Annotated in this window: 19 protein-coding genes and 1 pseudogene; 9 read left to right on the top strand and 11 right to left on the bottom strand. The window is 66.9% G+C overall.

Annotation, left to right across the window (positions count from 1 at the left end; all coding sequences use genetic code 11):
- Positions 1-255: 255 nt before the first annotated feature.
- The 3 genes from F5544_RS08845 to F5544_RS08835 form a co-directional block, all read right to left on the bottom strand.
- Positions 256-1,323, bottom strand: coding sequence for a hypothetical protein (locus F5544_RS08845; RefSeq protein WP_167472737.1), 1,068 nt, complete (start codon positions 1,321-1,323; stop codon positions 256-258).
- 135 nt (positions 1,324-1,458) lie between these two features.
- On the bottom strand, positions 1,459-2,286 hold the full coding sequence (locus F5544_RS08840; RefSeq protein ID WP_167472736.1) for an SDR family oxidoreductase: 828 nt from the start codon (positions 2,284-2,286) through the stop codon (positions 1,459-1,461).
- A 27-nt stretch (positions 2,287-2,313) separates the two neighbouring features.
- Positions 2,314-2,820 carry an Rv3235 family protein gene (locus tag F5544_RS08835; protein WP_167472735.1) on the bottom strand — a complete coding sequence of 169 codons (507 nt, stop codon included), beginning with the start codon at positions 2,818-2,820 and terminating at the stop codon, positions 2,314-2,316.
- Positions 2,821-2,968: 148 nt separating this feature from the next.
- Between F5544_RS08835 and F5544_RS08830 the strand changes: the two genes are divergently transcribed.
- Positions 2,969-4,423, top strand: coding sequence for an MFS transporter (locus F5544_RS08830; RefSeq protein WP_238847161.1), 1,455 nt, complete (start codon positions 2,969-2,971; stop codon positions 4,421-4,423).
- A gap of 1 nt (position 4,424) precedes the next feature.
- On the opposite strand, the gene F5544_RS08825 is transcribed toward F5544_RS08830, so the two are convergent.
- From F5544_RS08825 to F5544_RS08815, 3 genes are all read right to left on the bottom strand, one after another.
- Positions 4,425-5,081 (bottom strand): DUF4189 domain-containing protein, encoded by a 657-nt coding sequence (locus F5544_RS08825; protein WP_167472733.1) that lies wholly within the window; start codon positions 5,079-5,081, stop codon positions 4,425-4,427.
- Positions 5,082-5,196: 115 nt separating this feature from the next.
- The gene (locus F5544_RS08820; RefSeq protein ID WP_167472732.1) at positions 5,197-6,081 is read right to left on the bottom strand and encodes an esterase/lipase family protein; all 885 of its coding nucleotides are present in this window, start codon (positions 6,079-6,081) and stop codon (positions 5,197-5,199) included.
- Positions 6,082-6,157: 76 nt separating this feature from the next.
- A complete protein-coding gene (locus tag F5544_RS08815; protein ID WP_167472731.1) occupies positions 6,158-6,514 on the bottom strand; it encodes a MarR family winged helix-turn-helix transcriptional regulator in 357 nt (118 codons plus the stop codon).
- A 71-nt stretch (positions 6,515-6,585) separates the two neighbouring features.
- Here F5544_RS08815 and F5544_RS08810 point away from each other — a divergent pair.
- The 4 genes and pseudogenes from F5544_RS08810 to asnB all read left to right on the top strand — a co-directional run.
- Positions 6,586-7,104, top strand: a pseudogene (locus F5544_RS08810) (LLM class flavin-dependent oxidoreductase); the annotation flags it as partial.
- Between the two features lie 68 nt (positions 7,105-7,172).
- Positions 7,173-7,646: a Dps family protein gene (locus tag F5544_RS08805; RefSeq protein WP_167472730.1), complete on the top strand. Its 474-nt coding sequence runs from the start codon at positions 7,173-7,175 to the stop codon at positions 7,644-7,646.
- Between the two features lie 34 nt (positions 7,647-7,680).
- Positions 7,681-9,690: a hypothetical protein gene (locus F5544_RS08800; RefSeq protein ID WP_238847160.1), complete on the top strand. Its 2,010-nt coding sequence runs from the start codon at positions 7,681-7,683 to the stop codon at positions 9,688-9,690.
- An 82-nt stretch (positions 9,691-9,772) separates the two neighbouring features.
- Positions 9,773-11,596, top strand: a complete 1,824-nt coding sequence (asnB, locus tag F5544_RS08795; RefSeq protein WP_167472729.1) for an asparagine synthase (glutamine-hydrolyzing) — start codon at positions 9,773-9,775, stop codon at positions 11,594-11,596.
- Here the strand turns inward: asnB and F5544_RS08790 are convergent.
- Complete coding sequence (locus tag F5544_RS08790; protein WP_167472728.1) at positions 11,575-11,985, bottom strand: MerR family transcriptional regulator; 411 nt, start codon at positions 11,983-11,985, stop codon at positions 11,575-11,577. The two genes, asnB and F5544_RS08790, sit on opposite strands and share 22 nt — an antisense overlap.
- Positions 11,986-12,154: 169 nt before the next feature.
- Between F5544_RS08790 and F5544_RS08785 the strand changes: the two genes are divergently transcribed.
- Together F5544_RS08785 and F5544_RS08780 are read left to right on the top strand one after the other, a co-directional pair.
- Positions 12,155-18,562 carry a non-ribosomal peptide synthetase gene (locus F5544_RS08785; RefSeq protein WP_167472727.1) on the top strand — a complete coding sequence of 2,136 codons (6,408 nt, stop codon included), beginning with the start codon at positions 12,155-12,157 and terminating at the stop codon, positions 18,560-18,562.
- A gap of 547 nt (positions 18,563-19,109) precedes the next feature.
- Positions 19,110-20,360: a YhgE/Pip domain-containing protein gene (locus F5544_RS08780; RefSeq protein ID WP_167472726.1), complete on the top strand. Its 1,251-nt coding sequence runs from the start codon at positions 19,110-19,112 to the stop codon at positions 20,358-20,360.
- Positions 20,361-20,387: 27 nt separating this feature from the next.
- Here F5544_RS08780 and F5544_RS08775 read toward each other — a convergent pair whose 3' ends face one another.
- Genes F5544_RS08775 through F5544_RS08760 form a run of 4 tightly spaced genes read right to left on the bottom strand, consistent with a single transcriptional unit; the run spans position 20,388 to position 22,779 of the window.
- Positions 20,388-20,831 carry a hypothetical protein gene (locus F5544_RS08775; RefSeq protein ID WP_167472725.1) on the bottom strand — a complete coding sequence of 148 codons (444 nt, stop codon included), beginning with the start codon at positions 20,829-20,831 and terminating at the stop codon, positions 20,388-20,390.
- A gap of 2 nt (positions 20,832-20,833) precedes the next feature.
- A complete protein-coding gene (locus F5544_RS08770; RefSeq protein WP_238847159.1) occupies positions 20,834-22,138 on the bottom strand; it encodes a hypothetical protein in 1,305 nt (434 codons plus the stop codon).
- Positions 22,139-22,144: 6 nt separating this feature from the next.
- Positions 22,145-22,444 carry a WXG100 family type VII secretion target gene (locus F5544_RS08765; RefSeq protein WP_167472724.1) on the bottom strand — a complete coding sequence of 100 codons (300 nt, stop codon included), beginning with the start codon at positions 22,442-22,444 and terminating at the stop codon, positions 22,145-22,147.
- A complete protein-coding gene (locus tag F5544_RS08760) occupies positions 22,441-22,779 on the bottom strand; it encodes a WXG100 family type VII secretion target (RefSeq protein ID WP_167472723.1) in 339 nt (112 codons plus the stop codon). Before F5544_RS08760 ends, F5544_RS08765 begins: the two co-directional genes overlap by 4 nt.
- Positions 22,780-22,988: 209 nt before the next feature.
- On the opposite strand from F5544_RS08760, the gene F5544_RS08755 reads away from it, so the two are divergent.
- Complete coding sequence (locus F5544_RS08755; protein WP_203217504.1) at positions 22,989-24,002, top strand: chemotaxis protein CheB; 1,014 nt, start codon at positions 22,989-22,991, stop codon at positions 24,000-24,002.
- Positions 24,003-24,024: 22 nt separating this feature from the next.
- Positions 24,025-25,887 carry a CheR family methyltransferase gene (locus F5544_RS08750; protein ID WP_167472722.1) on the top strand — a complete coding sequence of 621 codons (1,863 nt, stop codon included), beginning with the start codon at positions 24,025-24,027 and terminating at the stop codon, positions 25,885-25,887.
- Positions 25,888-25,907: the final 20 nt, after the last annotated feature.

The following is a 25,907-nucleotide window of genomic DNA, read 5'->3' as shown; positions in this document are numbered from 1 at the left end:
GCCCCGATTCTGGGGAATACGCGTTGCCCGAACGAGGCGCCGCTCCGCCCGCCCGCACCGGCCCGATCCGAGTCATCGACGAATCATGCTCCGACACAACACGATCCAACACTCCTCCACCAGCGTCAACTCCGAACCGCCGTCCCCGGTCGTGCTCGGACGCGTGCACGGGCGCCATCGAAGAGTTCGTCGCCAGTGATGTGTGTGCCGCTGTCGAGCCCGGTCGACGACTCTCTGCAAGAGCCTGCGCCCGTTTCACAAATCGGTTTCAGCCAAGGCGACCGCGTGTGCTACCGCGGACCGCGCCTGGTCGGCGGTCATATTGCGGCCCAGACCGCATGGGGCCGCGACGTCCAACCGGCCGCCGTAGGCCGACTCCGCCGCCGCCAGCCCCTGTCGTGCTTGCGCGAGCGGCTGCGCCGGATGCGCAAGCCCGGCGATAACACGGGTATTGGCAGGCAATTCGAGGCGTGCCAGGGGCGCGTAATACCGCGGCCGAACCGGTGCCTGTTTGCCGTCGCCGATGGGCATGTGGACGAAATCGAGATGCCTCCCCGCGGGCCAGTATCGCGCTATCGCGTTGGCCAGCGCGACGACCGGGGCCGCCGATCTCGGTGTCACGACCGGTTTGTCATCGATGCTCCCGTAGCACAGGTGCACTCCGAAACGGGAATCATGGGGCGCCCGTGCGACGAGGCGTCCGATCGCTCGCCCCGCCACGGTGGCCGGCACCTGCCGCAGGACCCCAGGTGCCACTCCGCAGAGGAGCGACTCCGCTGCCAGTTCGAGTTGGAACACGACGTTGTCCCGCATCGCCTCATGGATACGGACGATCTCCCTGACCGTGGCGTCGACAATCGGGCGGTAATAGGGAAAGCTTCGGTCACCACGGCCGACCGAGCCTCGACGCAACATGAGCATCCGTGCCTCGAAGGAGATGAAACCGATGACAAAGGGCGTCGGTATGCCTACCTGCAAGCGAAGTCCGGGATCGGTTCGGCGCATGTCGGCCAACGCATCCCAGGCACGCCTGGCCTCCTCCGCATAGCCGAGCGCGGCGTCGATATCGGCTTCGGCCAGCGCTCGGCCCGACCGCAGCCGAAAGGTGTCGCGGGAACGCAGCGTCGACCAATCACCGCTGCGCGCGGGCGCCAGCGCCGGGAACTTGCCGAGCCGATCGATGATGGGTCTGATGTACCACTTGGCGCGATATGGATCCGCTTCACCGCCCGGAACCATGCCGTCCAAGAATTCACCGGCCGTATCGACGGCGAATGCCATTGCCTTCTCTGGACTGTCCAACTCCGCGGGCAAGCTGCCCACGAAGTGAATCCTGCGCTTGGGCTGCACAGCGTCAGTGTCGCATATCGGCCGTCCCGAGACCTGGGCATTTCTCGCTATTCCGGCGGTCACCGGAACGCAGACGGCCGAGGACGACTTCAGCGCCCATTCGGCACCTCAGGATTCGGTGACCCACTGCCCGGTGAGCGCCTGCACGACCGAGCCGTCGAGATCGGCGAGCTTCACACCGGCGAAGGCACGGGCGGCGTCCGAGGTGAGCAGGCGGAAGGCGGGACGGTCGGCGTCGAGGAGTTCGGCGATCCGCTCCGCCACCTCTTGGGAGCTCTGGGCCGCGGCGAAGGCCTCGCGGGTGCGCGACACGTAGGCGGCGAGGGCGGGCGCGTACGGGCCCGCCTGCTCGAGCGCGGCGTCGACGCCGCCGACATTGCTGACGAATTCGGTTGCCACCGCGCCCGGTTCGACGACGCTGACCGCGACACCGGTCGTCGCGGCAACGGGCGCAAGGGATTCCATGAAGCCCTCGACGGCGAACTTGGCGGCACAGTACGCCTCGTTGAACGGCTGACCGACCACACCGCCGACGCTGGTGACGGTCACCAGCCTGCCCTTGCTCGCCCGCAGCAGCGGCAGCGCCGCCTTGGTGGCATTCAGCACGCCGAAGAAGTTGACCTCCATGACGGTGCGCACATCGTCGACGCTCTGCTGCTCGAGCGTGCCGATATATCCCGCGCCCGCGTTGTTGACCAGCGCGTCGAGCCGGTCGAGCCCGGACAGGCAGGTCGCGATGGAGGCTGGATCGGTCACGTCGAGGGCCTGGACTTCGACGGAGACGCCGGCCTGCGCGGCGGCATCCCGCAGAGCGCCCGCCTTGCCGGTATCGCGCATGGTGGCGATCACCCGCCAGCCGCGCTGGGCGGCGGCGACGGCGGTGGCCAGGCCGATACCCGAGGAAGTGCCGGTGATCAGTACGATCTTGCCGCTCATTGACGCAACCCTACTGCCCCTTCGCGGTCAAAGGATGCGAACCGTGGTCAACCGCCAGTTACCGGTGGGTCGCGTGCGTTCCATTCGGGCCGCGAGTGCGAAATGCCGTTCGCCGCGGTCGTAGGAGGCGCTGATCTCGGCGGCGGTCGGGGTGATCAGCTGCAGGCCCGCCCGATACAGGATCGCGATGCCGAGCTGACGGCCGGGAACCAACTCCATGCGGACCAGGGTCTGGATGGCCGACACCACGGAGACTTCGGCGACCAGGGCGAGATGACGGACCGGGCGGCGGTGGTCGAGCACCTCGAGCACCAGGCGCAGCGCCTGATCGACGAACGATTTCATCGCCGCGTCGGCGGTATCGTCCGCATCGGTCTCGGGCGCGGCGGCGGGCTCGCGCCGCGAACCGGAAGGCCGCCCGTGACATTGCCGGACCGCCGCGGCCCGGGCGGGATACCGCGGCGCGACCCGGTATTCGACCGCGGGCGGCTCGCTCAACGGAGCCAACCGCAGCGCGGGCACCTGCTCGGACATGCGAAAACCCCCTCCGATGAATTCCTCCCCTACCGAATGCGGCACAGCATCGCATGGACCACCGTCTCGAGTAAAGGCGCAGGTCACCGGTCCGGCGATTGGGTCACCGGCGAACGGGTAGTCGCCCGGGGTGCGAGACGGAACGGCGTTGCGAACGATTTCGACCGATGTGCCCGCGCGGCTGGATCGGCTGCCGTGGTCACGCTGGCACTGGATGGTGATCGTCGGCCTCGGATCGGTGTGGATACTGGACGGGCTGGAGGTCACGGTGGTCGGCAGCGTGGCGAGCCGGCTGTCGGAGCCGGGCAGCGGCGTAACCATCACCGCCGCACAGGTTTCCGGGCTGGCGGCGGCGCTCTACGTGGCGGGCGCCGGATCGGGTGCGCTGTTCTTCGGTTGGCTCACCGACAGATTCGGGCGCAAACGGCTGTTCCTGGTGACGCTGGCGCTCTACCTGGCCGCGACGGCGCTTACCGCGCTGTCGTTTTCGATGTGGTGGTTCGTGATCTTCCGCTTCCTCACCGGTTTCGGCATCGGTGGCGAGTACGCGGCCATCAATTCCGCCATCGACGAACTGATTCCGCGCGCGTACCGCGGGCGGATCGATATCGTCGTCAACGGCACCTACTGGCTCGGTGCCGCGGCCGGTGCGCTGCTGTCCATCGTCGCGTTGAACACCGCGTACTTCCCGCCGAATGTCGGCTGGCGCTTGACCTTCGCGCTCGGCGCCGTCTTCGGACTGATCATTCTGGTTGTGCGCAGGCATATTCCGGAAAGCCCGCGCTGGATGTTCATCCACGGCAAGGAGAAACAGGCCGATCGCACCGTTACCGAGATCGAGGAACGGGTGCGCGCCGACACCTGCGCCGAGCCGGCGGATGTCTCGGACAAGCGGATCGAGATCCACCAGCGCCACACCATCGGCTTCGGTGAGATCGCCGCCGTGGTGGTGCGCTCGTATCCCCGCCGCACCGTGCTCGGCTTCGCGCTGTTCGTCGGGCAGGCGTTCCTGTACAACGCGATCACCTTCAATTACGCGCTGATCCTGTCGAAGGCGTTCCACGTGCCCGACGACCGGGTCGGCTACTACTTCGCCGTGCTGTGCCTCGGCAATTTCCTCGGCCCGCTGCTGCTCGGCAGGCTGTTCGACACGGTCGGCCGCAAGCCGATGATCGCCGGTTCCTATATCGGTTCGGCGCTGCTATTGCTCGGTACCGCATGGCTTTTCGCGGGCGGGCAGCTCTCCGCGGGCACACTCACCGCGTGCTGGACCGCCGTGCTCTTCCTCGCGTCCTGCGGAGCGAGCGCCGCGTATCTCACGGTCAGCGAGATCTTCCCGATGGAGACGCGGGCGATGGCGATCGCGTTCTTCTACGCGATCGGCACCGTCGCGGGCGGTGTCGCGGGACCGCTGGTCTTCGCCAAGCTGGCCGCGGACGGCGATCCGGGACGCACCGCGCTGGCCTTCGTCATCGGCGCGCTGGCCATGCTGCTGGCCGGGCTGGTCGAACTCGCCTTCGGCGTTCGCGCGGAAGGACGTTCACTGGAAGATCTGGCCCGCCCGCTCAGCGCCGGGAGCGAACCCGCGCAGCAGGCGGCCTGACTCATTCCCTGGCGCACTTGGACCAGCGGTTGAACGGGCCGGAGACGCCATAGGTTTTCTGTGCGGTGCCGATGGCATTGTTCTCGGCCTCCGCCGCAGTGGGGCCCCAGTTGGCGGCCCAGCCGTTGTTCTGGCCGAAAACCACTGCGACACAACCCTCCCTGGCCCAGGTGGGGTTCTGGCAGTCGCCGCACTGGCTGAGCGCCCGCGCGGTGGCGTCGTCGCTGCTGACGGAACTGCGTGCCCAGGCGATCTTGTTGGTCGCCGGGTTGTAGGTGGCGGCGATCCAGAATGTGCTCTGCGTCGTGGGCGGTGGCGGCGCGGGAACGGTGGTCGTCGGCAGCGGCGGCAACGAATACGAGGTGGTCGGTCTCGCCGACGACGCGGTTGTCGCGCTCGCGGTATCGGTACCCTGCGCGTCGGTGCTGTCGTGCCGGGTGGCGAGCAGCACCCCGAGCGTCACCGCCGTACCGACGATCAGCACGCCGACGACGGCCGCGACGATGATCAAAGCGGTTCTGCCGCCACCGGATCCGGGCGGTGGCTGCCCGGGACCGTAGCCGTACGGCGGATTCGGCGGCGGCTGGTACGGACCCGGCTGATAATGCGGACCGCTCTGGTATCGCGGATCGTTGGGATCCTGCGGCGGATAGCTCATCGCCTGTCCGACCTCATCAGTGAAACTCCTTGTGGCGCTCTCGGAGCCGCCATGCACTCCCCGGTTGTCCGTCAATCGTATCGGCCGGCGCACCCGTGCGATATCCGGGCGGCGTTCAGCAGGGTATGCCCTGGTAGTCCGGGTCGAGCGCCCGGTTGACGAGGTAGGCGACCGCAGGCGACCTCGGCAGTCCGGCGTGGTCGTAGGCATCGGCGGGGCAGAGATCCTGCACCATCACGTTGTGCACCGTCGCACCCGGCCCGGCCCGCAGGAACGTCGCCTCCGGCGGACTGGAGGCATCGTCGCGGCGGCTGGCGATCGCGGTGTAGTCGATGCCCGGGTCGGTATCGCCCGCCGCGTTGAGCGTGCGCAGGAATTCGCTGCCGACCAGCTGCTGCACCGCGGCCTCGCCGACCACCGGCGCGGCAACGAGTTCGGGGCTCGACGGGGTCTCCACCCGATTGGCGCTGACCAGACCATGCTGCGTGGAGCCGTGATTGGTGCCCACCAGCGTGATGAGCGTGCCGACCTTGTCGCGGCCACCGTCGAATCGGACGAATTGCCGCGCGACCAGCGCGCCCTGCGAATGGCCGACGAGCGCGACCTTCGCCGCGCCGGTCGCGGCGCGCACCCGGTCGACGAAGGCGCCGACCTCCCGCGCGGATGTCCGGATGTCCCCTGTCGCGTACACGCCCGGGATCGCGCCGAGCACGCTCGACGTGTCGCGGCCGTAGTTCAGCGAAAAGACGCAGTAGCCAACGGATTTCAGCTGAGGCGCGAGTACGTCCCAGGCGTTCTGGTTATCCCAGGTGCCGTGGATCAGCACCACCGGCTCCGGATGCGCGGCCGTCGGCACGCAGGTCCAGTCGTCGGACCCGGCGGGCGGCACGCCGCCATCCGGATTCTTGCCGAACGGCACGGCCGCCGCCTCGGGCGCGCAGCCGACCAGCAGGGCAAGCACGACACCGGCGGTGAGCCGCCGCCACCTCGAACCAACCATCGGCCCTGATCCCTTCCGTGCAGGTCATCCCCATAATGTCCGCTGACGGACCGATCCGCACCCCGAAGTGATCGAGTTATCCCGCGAGATTGCGACGCAGTTGCTCCAGCGCCCGCATCAGCGCGGCGCGTTCGGCGTCGTCCAACCCCGCCAACGCGCGCTCGTCGAGCCGCCGCATCTCCATGCCGATATCGCGTTCCAACGCCGCGCCGCGCTCGGTCAGCCGCAGCACCACCAGCCGCCGGTCGGTGGGGTGCGGCTGCCTGCTGAGCAGCCCGGCGGCCTCCATCCGGATCGCCGCCCTGGTGACGGTCGGCGTCGAGAGTTCGAGTGCACGCGCCAGTTCGCCGGGTGTCTGCCCGTCCTCGGCCCACAGCCTGCGCAGGATGAACTGCTGACCCTCGTGAACTCCATGCCTGGCGAAGGCGGCCATGGACCACTTCTTCCAGATCCGGCAATCCGCAACCGCAAGGACCCGGTACCGGCTTCGAGGCCGAGGGACTCGGCATCCCCTTCCCGCCGCTGGCCCAGCGCTTCGAACAACTGGAGGAATTGCTGCAGATCGCCCACCGGATGTGGCAGGGCGACGAAACCCCTTATGCCGGAATGCATTACCAACTGGTCCGGCCGCTCAACGCTCCGAACTCGGTGCAGCGCCCGCACCCGCCGATCATGATCGGCGGCAGCGGCGAACGCAAAACGCTGCGGCTGGTGGCCCAATACGCCGACGCCTGCAACCTTTTCGACTTGCCCGGCACCGAATTCGCCGACAACCTGCCGCATAAGCTGGCCGTACTGCGCAAACACTGTGCGGATCTCGGCCGCGATTACGCCACCATCGAGAAGACGGTCGCCAGCCGCTTCACCGACACCGCCGAGCTGCTGGCACGCCTGCGCGAACTCGCCGCCATCGGTTTCGATCATGTGCTTGTCACCCCGGGCGGGCCGTGGGACGACCGCACCCTCGACGCGGTGGCCGCGTTGCTCCCCGCGGTGCACGCACTTGCCGGAACCGCTGACTGAGCGCCGGGTTTCGGCGGAAAATATCCGGGAAAGCCGTCGGAAACCACTTTCACGGTGAAAGGAGCGGTATGTCCACCCTCGACTCCTCCGTCGGTTATCGCGCGTCCACCACTCTCGCCGGGCATCTGCAGCGGATTCTGGTCGATCTGATCGCATTACAGCTCAATGCCAAACAGGCGCACTGGAATGTGGTCGGCCACAACTTCCGGGATCTGCACCTGCAACTCGACGAGATCGTCGACATCGCCCGCACGGCCGGTGACACCATCGCCGAGCGAATGCGGGCGCTGGACGCGGTGCCCGACGGCCGTCCCGCGATCGTCGCGGGCAGCGACCAGCCCGTGCTCGCCCCGGGCGAACAGGACACCTCGGCGACCGTGCACGCGATGACCGAGCAGCTGCGCAAGCTGGCCGCGGTGGTGCGCGAGGTGCACGACGAGGTCGACGCCGAGGATCCATCCACCTCCGATCTGCTGCACACCATCATCACCGAGATCGAACAGCAGGCATGGATGATGAGCGCGGAAAACCGTGGGGCATAGCGGATTGCGATTCGGGCCACTGGGCAGGTGCCTGGTGGCCGTCTCGCTCGTGCTGGCACTTTGCGTGGGCTGCGGTAATCCGGTGCGCGCGAGCGCATTCCACTTCACGGTGCGAGATGGGTTGAACCTCAACTACTTCCTGCGCGACGGCGCGAGCGCCGCGCATCTGCTGCTGCGCTCAGGCGCGAATCCGCGGCTGGTGGTGGCATTTCCGGCCGGCAACAGCGGCACCGGGCTCTGGTTCGAGCCCGCGGCGACCGACACCGAATGGGTGCTCGACCGACCGCCGGAAGCCAAGGCCGCCAAGGATGCTCGCGATCGCGAGCTGCACGGCATCGAATTCGCGGTATCCATCGCGGCCGCGGCCATGGCCCCGCGCCGCGCGGTGCTGTCCAATGTCCGAGTGCTGCGCGATTACGACCAGTACGGCTATGCGCCCGTCGAAATCGCGACTCCGCCGAAGGTTTCCGGGAATTCGATCACCTGGGAGCGTGACCGTCTGGACGGCGCGGCCGGTTATCGGCTCGCGCTGGAGGTCACCGACGGCGCGGTGGCGGGCGGCAGCATCACCGCGGGGCCCGACGGCAGGATCGGACTGCACGTCACCGCGCTGTCCGGTGACACACCGCTCACCCCGCTGACGGGTCGGTCACTGTTGAACGGCGCCGAGCGGCCCGACGACAGCGCGAAGAACACCCTGACCTTCCTGAGCTACCGGGAGAAGTTCCTCGCCGGATCATGGCGTTTCAACACCTATTTCGGCCGCGACACGCTGCTCTCGCTACGACTGCTGCTGCCGGTGCTCGCGCCCGACGCGGTGGAGGCGGGCCTGCGCTCGGTGCTGGCCAGGCTCGGTCAGGACGGGACGGTGGCGCATGAGGAGGCGATCTCCGAATTCGCCGTGCTCGCCCATCTGCGGGAGAACGGAACTCGAAGCGACGCACCGGTTTTCGATTACGGCATGATCGACGAGAGTTATCTGCTCGCGCCGGTGGCCGCCGCCTACCTACTGGACGATCACGCGGGCGCGCAACGCGCTGCGGGCTATCTGGCCGCCGATTCCGGATCCTTCAGCGGCGCAACGGCTTCGGACGGTCAAGCGCTGGTCCGCAACCTGCGCCTGGTGGCGGCCAGCGCGACAGCCTTCGCCGAGGATCCCAGGTACGAGCACCTGATCGGGCTGAAGCCGGGCCACAACGCCGGTGAATGGCGGGACAGCACCAACGGCATCGGCGGCGGCCGCTACCCGTACGACGTGAACGCCGTGCTGGCACCCGCGGCCCTCGATGCCACCGCACGCCTGCTCGACAGCCATCTGCTCGACCCGTTCCTGAGCCCCGAGGACCGCACCCTGCTGTCCAATGCGGCTGCCGCGGCCAAGGTTTGGCATGCCGAGGCGCCACGGTTGTTCACCGTCACCGTCGACAATGCCAGCGCGGCCGCCGATATCACCGCGTACGCCGCGAAAACCGGCGTCCCGGCCCAGGACGCGATCAACGCGCTCGGCGGCAATCCGGTCACCTTCCCCGCCGTCGCGCTGGATGCCGCGGGCACGCCGATACCCATCGTCCACTCCGATGCCGTCTTCGACCTGCTGTTCGGCGAGTCGCCGCCCGACGTCCTCGACGGCGAGGTGGCGGATCTGGCCCGGCCGTTCCCGCTCGGATTGCAGACCGGCGCCGGAATGGTCGTCGCCGACCCGGTTTTCGCCGACCCGCAGCTGCAGGCGCGCTTCACCAACCACGACTATCACGGCACGGTGATCTGGTCCTGGGTGCAGGCCGCGTACGGCAGCGGGCTGGAACGTCAGCTGGCCCGCACCGACCTTCCACAACCCGTCCGCGATCACCTGCTCGCCGCGCAGCGCACGCTCTGGCGCGGTATCGATGCCGCGGCCGCGATGCGGAGCTCCGAATTGTGGAGTTGGCGCTACGACAACGGTTTCCGCGTCGCGCCGTTCGGCACCGGCACCGATGTCACCGAGGCCAATGCCGCACAGCTCTGGAGCAGCGTGTATCTCGCGGTCAAACCGCCCACCTCGTAGCGCGGGCCTACTCATTTGACATGAAGTCGACTTCAACTGGGACCGTTTCGGTGCAGGGGTCACCGATGCTGAGGAGAAGTCGATGTGTGGATTCGCCGGTTGGGTCGACTGGGCGCGAGATCTGCGGGATCAGCGGCATATCGTCGAGGAGATGACCGAGACGCTGACGCCGCGCGGCCCGGACGCGGGCGGGGTTTGGTCAAGCGCCACAGCCGTTTTCGGGCATCGCAGGCTCGCGATCATCGATATCGACGGCGGCGCGCAGCCGATGACCTTCGCGCGGGCGGGCGTCGCGGAGTGCGCGATGGTCTTCGCCGGGGAGATCTATAACTTCACCGAGCTGCGCGACGAATTGCGCAGGCGCGGACATCAATTCCGCACTCGCTCGGATACCGAGGTGCTGCTGCACTGCTACCTCGAATGGGGCGCCGAATGCGTGACGCGATTGAACGGCATGTTCGCCTTCGCCATCTGGGATCCGGATCGGGAGACCCTGCTGCTGGCCCGCGATCGCCTCGGCGTCAAACCGCTGCTCTACCACGCGTACGACGGCGGGGTGATCTTCGGCTCCGAGCACAAGGCGCTGCTGGCGCATCCGCTGGTGCGTCCCGAGGTGGATATCGAGGGCTTCAACGAATTGCTCTGTGTCATACAGACTCCCGGCAACGCGGTGTTCCGGAATATCGCGTCGCTGCCGCCGGGGCATATCGCGCTGGTCGACCGCGATGGCGTGCGCCAGCGCCGCTACTGGGGGCTCACCTCGCGCCCGCACACCGACGGCCCGGCCGAAACCGTCGCCACCGTGCGGGATCTGCTCGCCGACACGGTGAAACGGCAACTGGTCGCCGATGTTTCGGTCGGCACGCTGCTCTCCGGTGGGCTCGACTCCAGCGCGGTGACCGCGCTCTCGGCACGTACGCTCGCGGGCGACGGCGCCCCGCCGGTGCACAGCTTCGCCTTCGACTTCGTCGGCAACGACGTGCATTTCCAGCCGAGCGTGGCCAGACCCGAGCTGGACACGCCGTTCGCCAGGGCCGCTGCGGCACATATCGGCACCGCGCACACCGAGGTGATGCTGGATACCCCGGCGGTGCTCGACGCGCTGCCGGAGGTCGTGCGCGCCCGCGACCTGCCCGGCTTCCCCGATCTCGTCGCCGCACAGTACCTGCTCTTCCGCGAGGTGAGATCGGCTGTGACGGTGGCCCTTTCAGGTGAATCGGCGGATGAGGTGTTCGGCGGATACCCGTGGTTCCACCGGCCGGAGCTGCGTAACACGCCGGGCTTTCCATGGGCGGTGGCCATCGACTCGTATCTGCCGGTGCTCGACCGGGATCTGGTGGCGCGCCTGCGCTCCCACGAATACCTCGCGGACCGCTATGCCCAGGCGCTCACCGAGGTGCCCCGGCTGCCCGGCGAGGCGCCGGAGGCGGCGCGGACCCGGGAGTTGTTCTACCTCACCATGACTCGCTGGCTACCGATCCTGCTGGACAGCAAGGATCGCACCAGCATGCGCAACGGGCTGGAGGCGCGGGTGCCCTTCTGCGACCACCGGCTGGTCGAATACGTCTGGAATGTGCCGTGGGAGTTGAAGACCATGGACGGCAGGAACAAGGGACTGCTGCGGGCCGCGGTCGCCGATCTACTGCCCGCGGCGGTGCTCGACCGGCGCAAAACCTCGTTCCCGATCGCGCAGAACCCGGAATTCGACAGCGGGGTGCGCACACTGCTGCGCGATGAGCTCGCGGACCCGAATTCGCCGCTGATTCCGATCATCGATGTCACCGCGGTACGCAAACTGCTGGACACCGATCTCGAATCCGGCGGGTTCTGGCGCTCTACCGATACCGTCGCCTGGCTGGCGCATATCGCGTGCTGGCTGCGCACCTACCGCGTCGAACTGGTCTGACGCTCGACGAGGTATTTGTCGACTTCCTCGGCGAGACAAGGACAGTCGGCCACCGGATTGTCCCGGTGGCACGGCAGCGCGAACTCCAGATATCGCTTGGCCGCCGCGAGACGCTCCATCTGCGCCTCGCAGTCGGCGATCTTGGCCCGCACCACATCGTGCCAGTGCAGCGAGCCATCCCGGCCCGCGAGCATCACCGCGATATCGTCCAGGCTCAACTGCCCGCTGGCCTGCCAGATCCGGATTATCGCCAGCGTGCGAATCTCGGCGCGGGAGTAGAGCCGCCGTCCCGATCGGCGCTGCGCCGGTGCGATCAGGCCCTGTCGTTCCCACCAGCGCAGCGTCGACGGGGCGACCCCGAGCAGCTCCGACACTTCACCAATCGTCATCGAACCATCTGCTGTGTCCGGCATGTCCCAATTAGATCCGCTCGCGCCGGGTCCGGCCACCGGCGGGACGGACAGGTTCTTCCTCGCAATAGTGAGAGATCGGTGGCAGGACCGCCGGAACAGGGTTAGCATCAGCCCGCTCCAATGGCACTCGCGGCGGGACAACTACGTGAAAAGTGTTATAGGCCAGGCACCTTCGTCCCGTCGCGGTGTCAGGGACCGCTCGCGATCCCGCAGCCGCACCGGCACGCTCGCCGGGCTGCTCACGGCCGCGGTCGAATGCAATCCCGACGGTATCGCGCTGCGCTACGGCGACCGCTCGCTCACCTACCGGGAGCTGGACGCACGCTCCGCGCGACTGGCGCGGGTATTGCTGCGCCGAGGCGCCGGGCCGGAGACCATGGTCGCCATCGCGCTGCCCCGATCCGTCGAATCCGTGCTCGCGGTGTGGGCCGTCGCCAAGACCGGCGCGGCGTTCGTCCCGGTGGATCCCGCATTCCCCATGTCCCGCATCGTCTTTCAGACCTCCGATGCGGGCGTGCGGTTAGGACTCACCGACCGCGCCCACCGCGACGCACTTCCGGGAACGGTGGAGTGGCTCGCGCTCGACGACCCGGATATCGCCGCCGAAACGGCGGCCGAGCCCGCGACGCCGATCTCCTATCTCGACCGCCCCGCGCTGCTGCGCGCCGCCGATACCGCGTATCTCATCTACACCTCCGGCTCCACCGGCAGGCCGAAGGGCGTCGCCGTGACCCACAGTGGGCTGGCCGCGCTGTGCGCCGAGCTCACCGCCCGCTACGCGGTCACCCGCGAGGCGCGCACCCTGCACTTCGCCACAACGAGTTTCGATGCCGCGGTACTGGAACTGCTGCTCGCGCTCGGGGCGGCGGCAACGCTGGTGATCGCGCCGCCGGATGTGTACGGCGGCACCGCGCTGGCGGAACTCCTTGGCGGACAGTCGATCACACACGCATTCCTGACGCCGTCGGCGCTGGCGACAATCGAGCCGACCGGGCTCGACGCGCTGCGGGTGGTGCTCGTCGGCGGCGAGGCCTGCCCGCCCGGACTGGTGCGGCGCTGGGCACATCCGGCACGTTATTTCGGAAATGTTTATGGTCCAACCGAATCCACCATCGCGGTCACCCTGAGCGGACCGCTCACGGCGGATCGGCCGGTCACCATCGGCACCGCGATACCCGGCATGTGCTGCCGGGTGCTCGACGCCGCCCTGCGTCCCGTCGGCGCCGGGGTGATCGGCGAACTGTATGTGTCCGGTCCCGGGCTGGCGCGCGGCTACCACCGCCGATCCGGTATCACCGCACAGCGTTTCGTGCCCGACCCGTACGGCGTTCCCGGCGGCAGGATGTACCGCACCGGAGACCTGGTGCGCACCGGCGGCGACGGCGCCATCGAATACCTCGGGCGCACCGACGATCAGGTGAAGATCCGCGGCTTCCGCATCGAACCCGGCGAGATCGACACCCTGCTCTCGACGCTGCCCGGCGTCCGGTACGCGGTCACCGTCGACCGGCGAACCGCGTCGGGCACAACGACGCTCGCCTCCTTCGTACAAGCCGAACCCGGCTTCGCACCGGACCCGGCCGATCTGGCCGACGCGCTCGCCGGGCTGTTACCCAGATATATGCTGCCGTCGTCGATCACCGTCATCGACCGAATCCCGATGACGCACAATGGCAAAGCCGATCGCCGAGCGCTGCGCGAACGGCCGGAGGACCAGAATTCCTACCGGCCGCCCGCCGATATCGGCGAGGAACTGGTCGCCGAGGTCTTCGCCAAGGTACTCGGCATTCAGCAGTGTGGGGCGGATACCGATTTCTTTGTGGCGGGCGGTAATTCGCTGCTCGCCACGCAGGCGGCCGCACGCTTGGCCGAGTCGTGGGGCGCGCGGATCCCCACCCGGCTGCTGTTCGACCATCCGACGGTCGCGATGCTGGCCAAGGCGATTCGGTCCGAGCGGTTCGACGCCGCGCGCCCGCCGCTGCTCGCCCGGCAGCGCCCCGCCCGCATTCCGCTCTCCCCCGCCCAGCTGCGGTTCTGGCTGCGCAACCAGTTCGACACCGAATCATCGGTCGACAACATCGGATTCGCGCTGCGGCTGACCGACCTGAATGTCGAGGCGCTGCGTGCCGCCTATCGCGATACCGTCGCCCGCCACGAGGCACTGCGCACCAGCTACCCCGCCGACGAGTCGGGGCCGCGGCAGCTGATTCACGAACCCGAAACCGTAACAGGAGATTTCGCGGTCGAGGAGGTGGCCGCCGATGCGCTCACCGATCGGGTGCACGCCATTCTGCGGCGCGGCTTCGACGTCGCCGCCGAGGTGCCGCTGCGGGTTCGGCTACTGAAGGTCGTCGCACCGGACTCCCTTTCATCCCCGAACGCCGACCATGTACTGGTTTGCGCCCTGCACCACATCTGCGCCGACGGCTCCTCGCTCGCGCCGCTGGCCAAGGATGTGGCCGTGGCATACGCGGCGCGCTGCGCGGGTCACCCACCCGCCTGGCAGCCGCCGCAGGTGCAGTACGCCGATTACGCGCTCTGGCAGCAGGAACTGCTCGGCTCCCGCGACGATCCGAATTCCCTGCTGTCCCAGCAGCTCTCCTATTGGACCCGGGAACTCGCCGGCCTGCCCGACCAACTCGACCTGCCCGCCGACCGGCCGCGCCCCGCCACCGCATCGCTGCGCGGCGCGGCCATCCAGCGCTCGGTCGCCCCGGCCGTGCACGCCGCGCTGCTGACGCTGGCCGGCGCGCACCGGGCCACCCTGTTCATGGTGATGCGCACGGCGCTTGCGGTGCTGCTGGCCCGGCTGGCGGGCGGCGCCGATATCGCCATCGGCGTCCCGATGACCAACCGCGCCGAACCCGCGCTCGACGGGGTGGTCGGCATGTTCGTCAACACCACCGTCTCGCGCACCGGCATCGTCCCCGGTGAGAGCTTCGCGGACCTGCTGGACCGGACCAGGGAACGCGATCTGGCGAATTTCGCGCACGCCGAAGTGCCGTTCGAGCATGTGGTGGATGCGGTGAACCCGGTGCGCTCACCGGGCAGGCATCCGCTGTACCAGGTCGGGTTCGCCTTCCAGAACTTCGCGAAAGCCCAACTGGAACTTGCCGGTTCGGATTTCGCGGTACTGGACGTCGACGCCGACACGGTGAAGACGGATCTGCACATCGGCGTCGTCGACACCCGCGCCGCCGACGGCTCGCCCGACCAGATCGTCATCCGATTCGGTTACAGCACCGACCTTTTCGACGAGGCGACGGTGAACCGGTTCCTCGACGGCTATTTGCGCGTCCTCGAACAGGTGGCCGCCGATGCCCGGCGTTCGGTCGGCGATCTCGAGCTGATCGATCCGGCCCAGCGCGAACTGCTGCGGTCCTGGTCCAGCGGCGCCGAACATGCCGTTGCTGCCGAGTCCTTGACGGCCGCCATCGGCAGGTGGGCCGTTACCACCCCGGATGCCGTCGCGGTCCGCTGCGGTGCGGCTGTTTTGACCTACCGACAACTGTGTGATCGCGGAAACCGGTTGGCGCGCTGGCTGATCCGGCAGGGCGTCGGGCCGGAGACGGCGGTGGCCGTCGCGATGCGGCGCGGTATCGCCCAGGTTCTCGCGCTGTACGCGATCGCGGAGGCGGGCGGTGCGTGGGTGCCGATCGATCCGGCCCATCCGGCCACCCGCATCGGCTACGTGCTGGAATCCGCCCGGCCCCGCCGGATGCTCACCACCCGCGCCGACGCGCTCACCCTGCGGGACCATGGCGTGCTGTCCGAGGCCGATGCCATCGACACCCTCGATCTTTCGGCATTCGACCCGGCGCCGATCACCGACGCCGACCGCACGGCGCCGCTGCGTGGCGCGCATCCCGCCTATCTCATCTACACCTCCGGCTCCACCGGACGCCCGAAAGGCGTTGTAGTGAGCCATATCTCGATCGTCAACCAGCTCGACTGGATGCGCGAACGCTACGCGGTCACCGCCGAGGACGTCTATCTGCAGAAGACCCCGGCGACCTTCGACGTATCGCTGTGGGGGTACTTCCTGCCGCTGCGCACCGGCGCCCGGCTGATCCTCGCCGGTCCGGACGACCACCGCGATCCTGCCGCACTGTGCGGGTTGATTTCCCAGCACCGGGTGACGCTCACCGATTTCGTCCCGTCCATGCTGGCGGTATTCGCGGCCGAATTGGCCGTGCTGCGGGCTGCTTCCGCGCCCGGCGGGACGTCGCCGCAGGAAATCCCGCACACCGCGACCACAATCGGCGAAACGCCACAACCGGAGATTGAATTACCTTTTCCGCCTGCTGCTTCCACGCCCAGGCCGACGTCGCTAAGGACAACTGCCAGGGCCGACGAGACTTCTCGTTCGGAGACCACGCGTGGCTCTGCTGCCGAGCTGCCGTCTCTGCGTGCCGTTTTCGTGATCGGCGAGGCGCTGCCACCGGAGACCGCGCGCGCTTTCGCCGCCGTCAGCGCCGCGCAGGTGCACAACCTCTACGGCCCCACCGAGGCGGCAGTAAGCATCACCGAACATCAGGTGACCGCCGACGATCTCGGCGGCACCTGTGCACCGATCGGTGTGCCGGAATGGAATTCGCGCTGCCTTCTCCTCGACGACCGGCTGCGGCAGGCGCCGATCGGCGCTGTCGGCGAATTGTATTTGGCCGGTGTGCAATTGGCTCGCGGCTACCACGGTGCGCCCGCGATCACCGCGGGCAGGTTCGTCGCGAATCCGTTCGGCGAGCCGGGTGCGCGCATGTACCGCACCGGTGATCTGGTCCGCTGGAATTCGCGCGGCACACTGGATTACCTGGGCCGCACGGATTTCCAGGTCAAGGTGCGCGGCCACCGGATCGAACTCGGCGAGATCGAGACGGCGCTGCTCGCCGAACCCGGTGTCGGCCAGGCGGCGGTCGCGGTCAAACCGTCCGCTACCGGTGACCGGCTGGTCGCGTATGTGGTCGCCGCGCCGGGTGCGACCGTTGATCCGGATATGCTGCGGCGCAGTGTATCCCGCTCGATTCCGGGTTATATGGTGCCCGCCGCGATCGTGCCGCTCACCGAATTCCCGGTTAACACCAGCGGCAAACTGGACCGTCCCGCGCTGCCACAACCGGTCTTCGCCGCGCGGGCCGCCGCCGCGCCGGAAACTCCGCTCGAACGGGCGATCGCAGCGGTTTTCGCCGAAGTGCTCGGGCTGACATCGGTCGGCGTGGTGGACGACTTCTTCGAGCTCGGCGGCTCGTCGCTACTGGTTTTCACACTGCACCAACGCCTTTCGGCGGAACTGAACCGCAAGGTGCCGATGGCGGCGCTGCTGGCCGCCCCGACGGTTGGCGCGCTGGCCGCCCATCTCACCGGTGCGGAGGTACCTACCCATACAGTCGACTACGCTGCGGATGCGATTCTCGACCCCGATTTCACGGTCGCGGGACCGCTGCCTGATGGCTCGATGCGTGAGGTGCTCCTGACCGGAGCGACCGGCTTCCTGGGCGTGCACCTACTGCACGAGCTGCTGACCCGGACCGATGCCCGCGTCTGGTGTCTGGTCCGAGCCGCCGACCCGGCGGCGGGACTGGCTCGAATCCGATTGGCACAGCGGCATTTCCGTCTCCCGGAGTTGCCGGGCGAACGGCTCGTGATCGTCAACGGCGACCTCGGGCAACCGCGTTTGGGCCTCGCCGACGACGTCTACGCGGAGCTCGCCGACCGTGTCGACACGATCGTGCACAACGGTGCGCACGTCAACCACATCGATCCGTACGCGCGCCTGCGCCCGGTGAACGTGCTGGGCACCCGCGAAATCCTTTGCCTGGCAACGACGAACCGGGTCAAACGGGTGCACTATATCTCCACCATCGGCACGAGCGTCCCGGCCACACCGGTAACCGGCGACATCACCGAGGATGTTCGCATGCGCCCGGATCAGGTGCAGGACAATGGTTATCTCACCTCGAAGTGGGTCGCCGAGGAACTCGTCCGACAGGCGGGTGACCGCGGGCTGCCGGTCGCCGTCTACCGGCCCGGAACCCTCTGCGGCGACCCGAGGACCGGCGTCAACAGCGCGGATGATTCGTTCTGGAATATGATTCGGGCCGCCGCGGTGCTCGGCATGGCGCCCGAGGTCGGCGATGCGACGGTCGCACTGGTCCCCGTCTGCTACGCGGCCGGAGCGATCGCCGAAATCGCCACCCATCCTTGCCGGAATACTGTGTACCACTTGATAACCCACACCCCGACGCGGATCCGCGACGTGCTCACCGCACTCACCGCACACGGATATCCCATCGCCACCGTCGATCTCGACACCGTACGTAGCGAACTCGACCGCCAATCCGCGCACCGCAGTGCCACCGGCGACGACTCGCTGATCCGCGCCGCACTGCTCAGCCCGAACACAGCCATCCTCGCCGGACATCGCGCCTGGGCCGACACCAACACCCGAAACGCATTGGCGGACACCGGTATCGAATGCCCACCGATCGATCGCGCGACGCTCGACACCTATCTCACCGTGTTCAGGAACACCGGTTTCTTACCTCATCCGGACTAGGTGTACCTCCGCATCCACTCCGGCCATGCGCGGTCTGATGACGCGTCGCCGACAGTGCCCACCAGGCGTACCTCCGCATTGGCGCCGGCCATGCGCAATCTGCGGACGACTTCGCCCACAGCACCCACTAGGCGTACCTCCGCATTGGCGCCGGCCATGCGCAATCTGACGACGCGTCGCCGACAGCGCCCGCTAGGCGTACCTCCGCATCCGGTCCGGCCGGGCGAAGTCTGCGGACGACTTCGCCCACAGCGCCCCACCAGGCGTACCTCCGCATTGGCTCCGGCCATGCGCGGCCTGACGACGACTTCGCCCACCAGGCGTACCTCCCGCACCCGCTCCGGCCATGCGCGGGTCTGCGGACGACGACGCCCATTGAGCTGGGCGGTTTCGATGCCGAGCCGCCGAACCGCAATACGACTCGGGCGCACCCGCTCGAACCCGAGTCGGCGACTACCCGGCCACCGCGCAGATTCGACGCACACCGGACATCGGCTCAACTCGCGCACACTCATGATTGCGACAAGTGTGCTGATAACCTCTCGACGTGGCGTCGACGACCGACAATACGAACCCTAGCGGGAAAAACGGCGGACAACACACGCTGTGGGCCGTCCCATTGGTCGTCGCCATGGGATTGCTGAGCCTGCTCGCCCTGTCCTATCTCGCCAGCATCCTCGACCCGCAGCGCAATCTGCACGACTTCCCGCTGGTCCTGGTCGGCACCGACCACGGCGCATACGGTGAACAGTTCACCGAAGCCGTCGCCGCCGCACTCCCCGAAGATCAGGTGTGGCTCCGGCGAACCGATGCGGCGCAAGCGGATTCGCTGATGTCGCGCGGCGAGGTATATGCCGCGATCGTCATCCCCGACGACTTCACCGCCCGCGCGACCGCACTGGAGAATCCGGCATCCGATGGCGGCCCACCCCCGACCGTCGAGTTCCGCACCAACCCCCGCGCTGGCACCACGGCGGTCACCCTGGCGACCCAGCTGGTCACCCCGGCGCTCGACCATGCCAGCCGACTGCTCGGCATCGGGGTGCGCGCCAACGCCATCGCGAACGGGGTCCAACCGTCCGACGCGGCACTGACGGCCCTCACCAACCCGGTTCAGGTCGCGACCACCCAATACCGCCCGCTGCCCGCAGGCACGGCGAACGGCATATCCGCCTTCTACTACACCCTGCTGGTGGTGTTCGCCGGATTCACCGGCAGCATGATGATCAACCTCGGCATCGACGCCGCCGTCGCCAACCGCCCCGACATCTCCCGCTGGCGAGTGCTGCTCTACAAATGGGCGCTCGCCGCAGTCATGGCGCTGACCATGGCGGGCCTGTACCAGCTGATAGCGACCGCGCTCGGCATGCCGATCGACCACCGCCTGACGCTCTACCTCTACAGCGCGCTCGCCTCACTGGCCATCGGCATGACCGCGATAGCGAACCTGACCCTGGTGTCCACCATCGCGACCATGCTGCGCGCCCCGGTACTGAACACCATCGGCATGCCGATCAACATGATCCTGTTCATAGCGCTAGGCCTGCCATCCTCCGGCGGCATCATGCCCATCCAAGCAACCCCCCGCCTCTACGGCGCCCTGGCCCAATTCGAACCCATGCACCAGGTCTTCCTGGGCATCCGCGCAATCCTCTACTTCGACGCACGTATGACCGCCGGCCTCACCCGAGCCCTCACCATGTGCGCGATCGGCCTGGCCATCGCCCTCGCAATCGGCCTCCTAGCGACCGTCGGCTACGACCACCTCCGCAAGGCACCATCACCCGATCAATCCTGAATCGCCCGACACCGAAGCCTCCCCGCCCTATTTCGCCAACTCTTCGAACGTGGGCCCCCGGTCCGGAATCCGATGCCACCACCACGGAGCCGAGGACAATTCACCATCCGTGAATCGCCTCATCAAACCATCGTCATCAGCGACGGTAACCGAAAGAAATCGCTGATCATACTTGTCGGCGATCCCGATCACCTTGGCACGCAACGGCTCCGGCAGACGATCGATACACCCCGCCAAGAAGTCGCGCATAGACATGGCCGCCACGAGATCGTAACCACCCCAAACGCGCCGATCGTCCGCACTCCTGAACCGATCGGTGTCAATTTTGTCGACATGCAACGCCCAACTGACAAGAAGATCGAGCGCACCGAAGGACCGGAACTCGTTCACCTCATGACGGCAAGACGCCAGCTCGTCGAGCTCGTTCTCCGCAAATGCGGCCCGTATCGATACTTCGAGCTCGTCTGCCATAATCACCTGCTTGGGTAGTAGGTTGTCGATTTCCAGGGAACATCACGGTTGACGATTACCCTGACGCCGTTGTAGTCGTATCGGACCGAATTCCCGCTACCTGGCGATTTTTTCCCGTTCTGCAACGCATCTTCGATTTCACGGAGCGATGGGCGTCCCATTGCCGGATTATCGTCGCCGGCGTGACCGCGAGCGAATTCCGCAAGCTCTTCCATCGAGTAACCGGTGCCCTCGAAATTGTAAGCGGGGTCATTTTCATCGATTTCGCCGTCTTCCGCCTCGTCGATGAAAACCTTCATGAGGATGATACCGGCGAGTTTCGTCGCTTCTTGGGTGAGGTCGACGTCTTTGAACGCCGTGACCGCAGCGGCTGTGGCACCCGCGACCGCCGCCGCAGACCCGATTATCTTGATGAGTTTGCTCGTATCCCACGCGCTTTTGAGCACCCTGGCGGTGTTGCCGGCGATCACCACGACACCGGCACCGGCAGCGACATCGCTGAGAGCGGCGGTAATCCAGGTGGCCGCGATACCGATGACGACAGTCGCTCCGGCCGCTATCAGCGCATTGGTAACGGCATCCTTGAATTTGGTGCGCACCTCGGAGGTCGCGGTGCTGTACTCTCCGACGGGTGCGGCGACGTTCACCGTGGCGGCGGCAAGTTGTGTCGCGGCGTCCTTGGTCGTGTTGAGGTGTCCGAGGAGGGCGTCGAGGCCACCACTCTTATCCTTGATCACGTCGAACAGGTTGATGATCTCGGTAATCCGGCCCGCAGCGCCGGTGATCGTGGCGTGTTCGGAGAATGTTTTCCAGGTGGATGTGGCCTTTTCGAGCTTGTCCTTATGGCCGTTCGGCAGATCGTGGCCGAATTCCTGCTGGATCTTCCCGACCAGGGCATCGTAGAAGCCCGGGACACTGCCGTCGCCTTCGGTGACTCCGTTTCCGTTCTTGCCTACCGAGGTCGGAATCGACACCTTGTATTCCGACATAGCCACTACCTTGGGGCGATGTGGCATCGGTTTGGATTTGTTGGCGTGCGCCCAGTTGTATCCGGCCGCGTAGAGCATGTAGCCCAGGTTTGTAAGTGCGTCGGCCAGGTTGGTGCAGGTCTGCATCGTGGTCTGGGCGGCGCTGTCGTAGGCCTTTCCCCATTGCTCGCAGCCCGGCGCATCCCCTGCCATGCCCGCACACTCACCCTTGACCGCGTCATGAACCGGTTTGTCGGCCACGCGAAGATCCGCGGCTAGGGCGTGACATTTCATGGCGGCCTCGTAGTAGACCTGCCAGTCGATAACCAGTTCACCCACGGTCGCTCATCCCTGATTGAACATTTTGTAGTTCGTATCGACGGCACGGGAATAGCGCGCGTGCGCGGCCTTGGCCGCGGCACTCATTTCACGTACACCCTCGACGAATTCACGTGCGCCGATGGCCCATTGTGCGTGCGCCTCGGCATACGCTCGCGCGGCAGCACCTTCCCAATCGCCGCCGGTCAGGGTGGCCACCCGTTCGTCGATCTCGTCGAGATGCTCGCCGACGAACCCGGCCAGGCCCGACAGGCGTGCCACGATCTGATCGAGATGGTCCAGATCGACCGAGAACTCAGAACTCATGGCAGATCCAGACTCGAGGTGTTCAACCCGGCAGCGGTGCTTTCATCGCGGGCTCTGTACGTCTCCGCGGTAACCCCTAACTTTTCCGCCATACCAGTCAAGGCCGTCATGATCTGAGTGCCGCCATCGTGGACTTCGGTCCAACCCTCGGAAAACTCCGCGGCCGCATCGCCGGTCCAACTACCGTCGGTCAGCGACGCGACATCCTTGGCGGCGGAATCGAGTGCGGCACGAAGCGCCTCGGCCAACTCATAAACGTATTTTCCGACCTCACGAACCTTCTCGGGTACTACCGAAAGGTCCTGACCAGAAGCTGGGGTCCCCCCGTTGCTCATAGCGCGATCATAGTCGCCTGGTAGGGGCCGACGCCGCTACGCCGACGAAGGGATCCGCACGTCGCGCGGCGCCACGACCTCGTGCTCGAGGTAGGCGATCGCGATGGTTTTCGGCCGCGTAGCGACCGTCGGCTGCGGGCGTCTGCGGGCCGGTGCGGTGGCTGGTAACGGCCGATAGGTGGGGCGGATCGCGAGTAGGGTGGGTAGATATGGGCGATCGGACTGCGGAGCAACCGATCTCACCGCCAACGGACGTGATCGTGGTCGGCGCATCGGCTGGGGGTGTCGAGGCGCTGCGCGAGTTCGTCGGTGGCCTGCCGAGCGATCTTTCCGCCGCGGTGCTGGTGGTGTTGCACATGGCTCCGCACGCGTTCAGTGCGCTGCCCGCCATCCTCGGTCGCGTCGGACCGCTGTCCGTCGTGCGCGCCACGGACGGTAAGCCGCTGACGGCGGGAACCATCTATGTCGCGATCCCGGACCATCATCTGCTGGTGACGCGGCATCGAATTCTGTTGTCGCACGGGCCAACCGAGAATCACCATCGCCCCGGAGTGGATGCGCTGTTCCGGTCGGCAGCGATGACGTGGACGCCCCGGGTGGCGGGTGTCGTGCTGTCCGGATCGCTCGATGACGGCACCGCGGGCGCGGTGCTGATCAAGTCGCGCGGCGGCCTGGTCGGTGTCCAAGCCCCGGAGGACGCGCTCTACCCGGGCATGCCCCAAAGCGTATTGGCCCGAGTACCGGTCGATTTCGTGCTGCCCGCGGCCGAACTCGCCGCCGCGGTCGCGAAAAGCCTACGCTCGCGGCCGGATCCGGCCCATCGGCCGCATACCGAACTCGACGAACTGGAGACGCGCATCGATGCGGGCTCGGAGCCGGATGCGCGGGAGCTCACCCAGTTGACCGAACCGTCCGGGCTCAGCTGCCCCGACTGCGGCGGCGTGCTGTTCACGCTGCCCGGAGGGGAACGGTTTCGCTGCCGGGTCGGCCACGCCTGGACGGTGGAGGCTTTGTTGATGGAAAAGAATATGCAGACAGAACAGGCGCTCTGGGCGGGGCTGCGCGCGTTGCGGGAGAAACAGCAGCTGGCCGAGAAGATGAGCGTCGACGCGCTCCGGCGCGGGGACGAGGAACTGGCCCGCCGCTTCGCCGATCATGGAGCCGAACAGGCCAGCGCCATCGAAACTCTGCAGAAGTTGCTTGTCGGGCACAACGGCGGCTGAGCATGCCGGTACGTTATGCATTGTGGATCAGGAGAAGGCGCCCGCGGCCACACACGGTTTCGAAGAGATCCTGCAGTACCTGAAGGAAACGCGCGGATTCGATTTCACCGGATACAAGCGCAGCAGTCTCATGCGCCGCGTCGATCGCCGGATGGCGCAGCTCGGCGTCGAGGACTACGTCGAATATCTCGATGTGCTGCAAGCCAATTCCGATGAATTCGTCGCGCTGTTCAACACCATCTTGATCAATGTCACCGGATTCTTCCGCGACCCCGACGCCTGGGACTACCTGCAGACCAGCGTGGTGCCGACGATACTGGCCGAGCGCGGACCGGAGGATCCGGTGCGGGTGTGGTGCGCGGGCTGCGCCTCGGGCGAGGAGGCCTACAGCCTGGCCGTCGTGCTCGCCGAGGCGATGGGCATCGAGGAATTCCGGCAGCGGGTGAAGATCTACGCCACCGATGTCGACGAGGACGCGCTCACCACCGCCCGGCACGCGACCTATACCGACAAGGAAGTGGCCCCGCTCGGGCCGGAGCTGATCCAGCGCTATTTCGAGCCGATCGGCACTCGGTTCTCGTTCCGCAAGGACATGCGGCGTTCGGTGATATTCGGACGCAACGATCTGGTGCAGGACGCACCGATCTCCCGGATCGATCTGCTGGCGTGCCGCAATACCCTGATGTATTTCACCGTCGAAACCCAGACCAAAATCCTGGAAAAGTTCCATTTCGCGTTGTGCCCGCGGGGAATTCTGTTCCTGGGCAAGGCGGAGATGCTACTCGGTCACAGCCGCATCTTCGACCCGGTGGATCTGAAGCGGCGGGTCTTCCGCAAGATGGCCACCTCGCGGATCGATGTCGGATCCGTATTCGGCCGCACCATGATCCCCGACCGCCGCGAGATCGAACAGGTGGAAACGTTGCGCAGCCTTGTCTTTTCGGCGGGGCCGGTAGCACAGGTCGTACTCGCTGACGACGATGTGCTCACGCTGGCCAACGAGCAGGCCAAGCACCTGTTCGGTCTGCACGACCGCGATGTCGGCCGTCCGCTGCGCGATCTCGAATTGTCTTACCGGCCGGTCGAATTGCGCGCCTACATCGATCAGGTGCGCAACGAACGCCGCGCGCTGCGGATGAAGGATATCGAATGGCAGCGCGGCCCCGGCGAGGTGCTGACGTTGGAGGTGCACGTCAGCCCGCTGCTGGCCAACGAGATCATGCTCGGCGTGTCCGTGGTCTTCCACGATGTCACGGCCGCGCGCCGGCTGCTCGCCGAGCTGAATCATGCCAACGCGCAACGGGAATCGGCGTATGAGGAGCTGCAATCCACGAACGAGGAGCTGGAGACGACCAACGAGGAACTCCAGTCCACCGTCGAGGAATTGGAGACGACGAACGAGGAATTGCAGTCCACCAACGAGGAATTGGAGACCACCAACGAGGAACTCCAGTCCACCAACGACGAGCTGCAGACCATCAATACCGAACTGCGCGAACGCAGTAACGAGCTCGACGAGGTCAACGAGTTCTTCACCGCGGTCATGAGTTCATGGCCGGGCGGGATCCTGGTGGTGGACACCTCGATGCGCATCGTGGTGTGGAATGCGGGCGCGGAGGATCTGTGGGGGCTGCGGCCGGAGGAGGCCGAGGGCGAGCATCTGCTCAATCTCGATATCGGGCTGCCGGTCTCGGAGCTGCGCCCGATCGTGCGGCCCGCGCTGACGGATGCGAACTACCGTCACGAGGTCAGGCTGAAAGGCATCAACCGCCGCGGCCGTCCCGTCGTGGTGCGCGTCGTGTGCACATCGCTGCGCGATCGAGCGGGCGCGCCGGCCGGTGCGATCCTGGTGCTCGAACCGATCGAAGACGCCGAACAGGGCTGAACCCTTCATCGACCGGCGGC

This window comes from Nocardia arthritidis, assembly GCF_011801145.1.
Classification (GTDB): Bacteria; Actinomycetota; Actinomycetes; order Mycobacteriales; family Mycobacteriaceae; genus Nocardia; species Nocardia arthritidis_A.
This window is presented reverse-complemented; position numbering and strand designations above follow the sequence as displayed.